This is a genomic window from Enterococcus casseliflavus NBRC 100478, from assembly GCF_001544095.1.
GTDB classification, from domain to species: Bacteria; Bacillota; Bacilli; order Lactobacillales; family Enterococcaceae; genus Enterococcus_D; species Enterococcus_D casseliflavus.
In genome coordinates, this window is the sequence record NZ_BCPT01000036.1 from 1 (window position 1) to 5,439 (window position 5,439).

Annotated in this window: 7 protein-coding genes; 3 read left to right on the forward strand and 4 right to left on the reverse strand. The window is 43.6% G+C overall.

Annotated elements, in window-relative coordinates; translation table 11 throughout:
- Positions 1 to 33: 33 nt before the first annotated feature.
- The 3 genes from ECA1_RS16550 to ECA1_RS16560 form a co-directional block, all read right to left on the reverse strand.
- The gene (locus tag ECA1_RS16550; RefSeq protein WP_005227653.1) at positions 34 to 543 is read right to left on the reverse strand and encodes a phosphatidylglycerophosphatase A family protein; all 510 of its coding nucleotides are present in this window, start codon (positions 541 to 543) and stop codon (positions 34 to 36) included.
- Positions 544 to 651: 108 nt separating this feature from the next.
- Positions 652 to 1,293, reverse strand: coding sequence for a bis(5'-nucleosyl)-tetraphosphatase (symmetrical) YqeK (yqeK, locus tag ECA1_RS16555; protein WP_060793118.1), 642 nt, complete (start codon positions 1,291 to 1,293; stop codon positions 652 to 654).
- 5 nt (positions 1,294 to 1,298) lie between these two features.
- Positions 1,299 to 2,276, reverse strand: a complete 978-nt coding sequence (locus ECA1_RS16560; protein ID WP_010748839.1) for an NAD(P)/FAD-dependent oxidoreductase — start codon at positions 2,274 to 2,276, stop codon at positions 1,299 to 1,301.
- A gap of 140 nt (positions 2,277 to 2,416) precedes the next feature.
- Between ECA1_RS16560 and ECA1_RS16565 the strand changes: the two genes are divergently transcribed.
- The gene (locus ECA1_RS16565; protein WP_005227659.1) at positions 2,417 to 3,004 is read left to right on the forward strand and encodes a peptidylprolyl isomerase; all 588 of its coding nucleotides are present in this window, start codon (positions 2,417 to 2,419) and stop codon (positions 3,002 to 3,004) included.
- Positions 3,005 to 3,094: 90 nt separating this feature from the next.
- On the opposite strand, the gene ECA1_RS16570 is transcribed toward ECA1_RS16565, so the two are convergent.
- Positions 3,095 to 4,276 (reverse strand): MalY/PatB family protein, encoded by a 1,182-nt coding sequence (locus tag ECA1_RS16570; protein ID WP_060793119.1) that lies wholly within the window; start codon positions 4,274 to 4,276, stop codon positions 3,095 to 3,097.
- A 102-nt stretch (positions 4,277 to 4,378) separates the two neighbouring features.
- Between ECA1_RS16570 and ECA1_RS16575 the strand changes: the two genes are divergently transcribed.
- Together ECA1_RS16575 and ECA1_RS16580 are read left to right on the forward strand one after the other, a co-directional pair.
- Positions 4,379 to 4,759, forward strand: a complete 381-nt coding sequence (locus tag ECA1_RS16575) for a CvfD/Ygs/GSP13 family RNA-binding post-transcriptional regulator (RefSeq protein ID WP_005227662.1) — start codon at positions 4,379 to 4,381, stop codon at positions 4,757 to 4,759.
- A gap of 67 nt (positions 4,760 to 4,826) precedes the next feature.
- Positions 4,827 to 5,189: a hypothetical protein gene (locus tag ECA1_RS16580; protein ID WP_005227664.1), complete on the forward strand. Its 363-nt coding sequence runs from the start codon at positions 4,827 to 4,829 to the stop codon at positions 5,187 to 5,189.
- Positions 5,190 to 5,439: the final 250 nt, after the last annotated feature.

Here is a 5,439-nt window from a genome sequence, read left to right on the forward strand (position 1 = left end):
ACACTTTGAGGGAGGCGAATCGTCGGTCTTTTTTTATTGCGTAATGTAATGAGATTTACTTGGGTGTTGATGGGCTAAGCGACTTGCGGCAGAAGCTGCGATGGCACCTACGATATCATCTAAAAAGGTGTGAACGCGGGGACCGTCGTGCTTGTTCAGTTCTTTCAGAATACCCGGTTTGACTTTATCAATGTATCCGTAGTTAGTAAAGCCGATCGAGCCGTACACGTTGACGATGGATAGAGCGAGGATCTCATCGATCCCATAAAGCCCTTCGTCTTCTTTAACGATTTCTTGCAGTGGATGCAGCAGTTGATTTTCTTCTGCCAAAATATCCAATTGGACCCCCGTTAAAATCGTGTTGTGGACTTCCCGCTTGCTTAAGACAGCGTTGACGCTTTCGATACACATCTCCAAGGTGATGCCTTCAATGTAGTCTTTTTGCAAGAACATCACCAGTTCACCGATGTCTTGCAGCGAGACACCGCGGTCGGCCAACAATTCTCTTGCTTTGTCTTCAAGTGTTTTGCTTTCTAATACCATATAGTTCCCCTCCATGTAAAAATAGTTTATTCAAAAGTCAACATGCGACTGATGGATTGCGATCATAAGTAGTGCCCTATTCCAGTTGCAGCCCATGCCATTTGGGTTTTAGTCCCTTCTGACATCCATTGAAGCACAGGTGTTTGCTAGTTCTGCTTTGGCTGCCACTGCCCAAGGATGGGGGACCACCAAATCACCAGCAAAAAGCCAGTCCATATAATACCCAGCGGCGGCTTCCAAGGAATCATCGAGGCGGTCTAATAAACCGATTAAGAAAGGCGCTTGATCTTTACGATCCCATTTGATTTTGTCGGCTAAAAAAACGAGTAGATCGAGACGACGATAATGGGCCTTTAAGGTGGTATGACAGCTGATGGCGGACAAAATGTCTGGATCAGACACCTGAAAAACCGTTTTTGCCAACAAAGCGGATTGCTGCTGATGCAGCAAAAAAGGTGCTTGCCGCTCCGCATCTAAGATCGGTTCGCCTACCGCTATCTGCAAGGCGATTCGCTGGTCATGAGGGATGATGACGCTGACATCGTGCAGCAGTGCTGCCAAGTAAGCTTTCTCCGCATTGACTTGAAACCGTTCTGCCAATCGTTTGGCTTCTTGGGCAACGGCTAGATTGTGGACCGCCGTTTCGGCATGATCGAAGGCTTCCAGATACTGAACCATTTGCTCAGTGAGAGTCTCTCCCTGTAAAGGGAGAGTATAGGCGGCAAGTTGACGTTGACCAGCTTGTTTCATCTCAGCTACTCCTTAAAAAGACTTGTACTATGGGCAGGTTGTGTCCGCGTTTTGGGATCAATGTAGTGGAGCGCATTGTTCACCGCAGTTGGGGCTTCCCCGAAACCAGTAGCGATCAGGTCGACTTTTCCATCGTATAAAACGACATCCCCACAGCCATAGATCCCAGGAACAGACGTGCTCATATCTGAAGAGACGAAGACTCCTTGGCGGCTGCTTTTCATGCCCCAATCCTTGATGTTCAATGTGGAAGAAAAACCGTAATTGACGATCAAAGCATCCAATGAAAGGCTGACTGTTTCATCACCTTTGACTTGCTGCAACGAGACACCAGTCAAACGTTGCTCTCCTTGGATTTCTTGGATCACATAAGGAGTCAAAATGTTGACGGCAGAAGCCTGTAATTTGCTGACGCTATGTTCATGGGCACGAAATTCAGGACGGCGATGGATCAAGTAGACTTCACTAGCGATCGGCTCTAGCATCAATGCCCAATCGATGGCAGAATCGCCGCCACCGGCAATCGCTACTTTGCGTCCAGCATACTTCATCAAATCGGTGACAAAATAGTCTAAGCCGTATCCTTCAAACCGCTCGCTTTCTGGCAAAGTCAGTTTGCGTGGCTGGAAGGAGCCGTTTCCTAAAGCCAAAATCACGGCTTTCGAGTAATGGATTCCTTTGTCGGTGGTGACTTCGATATAGTCTTCTTGTTTTTCGACCGACAAGACGGTCTCTTCTAAACAATATTGGTGATTGAAGGTCGTCAACTGTTTTTCCAGGTTTTGGACAAGATCGCCCGCTTTGATTTTCGGATAACCTGGGATATCGTAGATGTATTTTTCTGGGTATAAAGTAGCAAGCTGACCGCCTAATTGCGGCAAGCTGTCGATGATCTTGGTTTTGGCGTTACGCATACCGGCATAGAAAGCAGAAAACATCCCGCTAGGTCCCGCGCCGATAATCGTTATATCAAAAATATCCATGTTATTCCTCTTTTCTAACCACGTTGGGGTGAAGCGTGTTCGTATTGTACGAATAGCTTCATTATAGCAAAAATTATCCAAACTAGCATTTTTTCAATTTTCTGCTATCATGGATTTATGAGAGAGAAGGAGGAGTTAATGTGTCTGAATTTCCACAGTTAGCATTAGAAAAACAAACTGGCCATAAAGCAGTCATCAAAACCAATCGTGGGGATGTAGTTGTACAATTGTTCCCAGAATTGGCACCAAAAACAGTGAAAAACTTCGTTGAATTAGCGAAAAAAGGGTATTACGATGGGATCATCTTCCACCGTGTCATTCCTGATTTTATGATTCAAGGCGGCGATCCAACTGGTACAGGGATGGGCGGCGAAAGCATCTATGGTGGCAGCTTTGAAGATGAATTTTCAAAAGAATTGTTCAATCTTCGTGGCGCTTTATCCATGGCAAACGCTGGTCCGAATACTAACGGCAGCCAGTTTTTCATCGTAAACAATCAAAATGTTCCTAGCAACATGTTAGGTCAATTAGAAGGTGCTGGTTATCCAGCTGAAATCATCGAAGCGTATCAAGCAGGTGGTACTCCTTGGTTAGATTTCCGTCACACAGTCTTCGGTCATGTGATCGAAGGAATGTCAGTCGTTGATGAAATCGCTGGCGTGCAACGAGGACCACAAGATCGTCCAGTGCATGATGTAGTGATCGAAACGATCGAAATCAGCGAATAAAACAAAAGAACCCAAAAGCAGTTTCAACGGTCATCCTCAAGGAGGTCGTTGAAATGGCAGCTTTAGGGTTCTTTTTTTCATAAGAAAGAGTTAACCGATCGGTTGGTCTTTAAACGCGGCGGCGATTTGATTGAGTGCTTTTTCTAATAGCTCTTTAGGACAGGCAAAGTTCAGCCGCATATGGTGACTGCCGCGAGGACCAAAGATACTTCCTTGATTCAATACGACATTGGCTTCTTTGATCAGTTTGCGCTGCAGCTGATTGTCCGTTAGGCCATAGGCAGAAAAATCCAGCCAGATCAAGTAAGTACCTTCGGGTTTTTGAAAGGTCACTGTTGGGAGTTGTTCAGTCAAAAAGTCGCAGACAAAGGTGCGATTTGCTTCTAAATAGGACAAAAGTTCTTCTAACCATGCTTCAGATTCACGATACGCTGCTTCAGTAGCGACCAACCCAAACGTATTGATTTCCCCTTGAACGTTGCGTTCTTGTGTTTTTGCAAATTGGCTGCGCAAGGTTTTGTCTTTGATGAATACCATCGAATTTTTGATCCCAGCTAAATTAAAGGTCTTGGTTGCTGAGGTCAAGATGATCGAAAAATCGGCAAAGCTTGGCTCGACTGTTTGGAAAGAGACAAATTGATTTGGTGCAAAAACGATGTCTTGATGGATCTCATCACTGACAACGACCACCTGGTGCTTTTGACAAATACGGCCGATCGTCAGCAGTTCTTCTTTTGACCACACGCGACCGCCAGGATTATGAGGATTACATAGAAGAAACAATTTTACCTTCTTTTCGATGATGGTTTGTTCCATCGCCTCAAAATCGATGACAAAGTGGCCATCTTTTTCTAGTAACGGTTCTTGAATTAAGGTCCGCTGATTGTTTTTGACAACATGGGCAAAGGGATGGTAGACCGGATCGTGGATCAATACGGCATCTCCTTCTTGCGTATAACTTTGGATCGCCAGTGCAATACTAGGGACGACACCGCTATTAAAAAGGATCGCTTCTTTATTGATGGTATAACCATGACGTCTTTGCTGCCAATCGATGATGGATTCAAGCAGCGAATCAGGGATGGTGGAGTACCCATAGATCCCTTGGGCAACTGCTTTTTCTAACGCTTTTTTCACAGGTTCTGGTGCCAGAAAATCCATGTCGGCTACCCAAAGCGGCAACAAGTTTTCTTCCTTATAGGTTTTTGCAATGGTATCCCATTTGACGCTATTGGTATTTAAGCGCGGATGAACTTTGTCAAAATTGATCATGCGTTTCCCTCCTATATTGTGCATATTGTGCAACGTTGTTTCTGATGCTTCAAATCTACCACTAGTTCAAGTATAATGAAAGTGGAAAAGAGAGGAAAGACTATGAATTATCAAATCGGGAACATTATAGAAGGAACAGTCACTGGGATTCAACCCTATGGTGCATTTGTTTCGTTAGATAAGGAAACACAAGGATTGATCCATGTTTCAGAGATCCAATCTGGGTTTACCAAAAATATCCATGAAGTCTTACAGATCGGGCAAAAGATCCGTGTACAAATCATTGATATTGACGAATACAGCCAAAAGATCAGTTTGTCCCGCCGTACATTGGAAACGAGTTTTGTTCAGCCACCCTTTAAGCGTAAACGCTACTTTACAAATAAGAATAAGCGGATCGGTTTTCGTACGATTGGAGAAGCTTTACCAGTGTGGGTGAAAGAGGCCAAAGAAATGTTAGAAAAAGAAAACAGCAGCAGATAATCGTGCATATTTTCTGAAAATGTGCTAAAATTAGTTTACAAACAGATGAATAACTGAGGTGGGTATTTTGGGATCCAAAAAAGTAGCGGGTACAGTTATGATGCACTTAGCAAATGGTTCGAAACGATTTTTGATGCAAATACACGAAGGCACTGCGGAATTAGCGTCAACGGATTTTTCTGAAGATAAAACCGGCTTGGCTACGATCTTACAATTGTTTAAAGACCGTATCCACCTTGATGTGACAGCGATCGAACTCGTTGAACTCACAAATGGCAATATTGATACGCAAAACATTCCTTTATTTGTTTTTGAAACACAAGAAGCAGGACAAACGCAACAGCTGCCAGAAGGGTATGCGTGGGAAGAGCCCAATATCTTTCGTAAGATCATTGAAGACTACGAGATTGAAGGCGTTCCGTTCTTTTAGCACCTGAATATTAGCGAAAAAACTGAAGACCGTTACGACGGTCTTTTTTTATTGAAAACTTTTTGTAAATAAAATGAAATATTTCCTTGACCTGAGTCAAGAAGAATGGTAAATTAGTCAACGTTGGCAATTGAGCCAGCGGGTCAAAACAACAGTTGAAAAAACTTCAAAAAAAGACTTGACCAAAAATGCAACAGATGATATTATAACGAAGTCGCAATAATAAAACAGTTAATCAATGTTGATAAAT

What these genes read in the sequence shown, in the direction of transcription:
- ECA1_RS16550 (WP_005227653.1), bottom strand. Translation starts at nt 543, where the DNA reads ATGGTATTAGAAAGCAAAACACTTGAAGACAAAGCAAGAGAATTGTTG.
- yqeK (WP_060793118.1), bottom strand. Translation starts at nt 1,293, where the DNA reads ATGAAACAAGCTGGTCAACGTCAACTTGCCGCCTATACTCTCCCTTTA.
- ECA1_RS16560 (WP_010748839.1), bottom strand. Translation starts at nt 2,276, where the DNA reads ATGGATATTTTTGATATAACGATTATCGGCGCGGGACCTAGCGGGATG.
- ECA1_RS16570 (WP_060793119.1), bottom strand. Translation starts at nt 4,276, where the DNA reads ATGATCAATTTTGACAAAGTTCATCCGCGCTTAAATACCAATAGCGTC.
- ECA1_RS16575 (WP_005227662.1), top strand. Translation starts at nt 4,379, where the DNA reads ATGAATTATCAAATCGGGAACATTATAGAAGGAACAGTCACTGGGATT.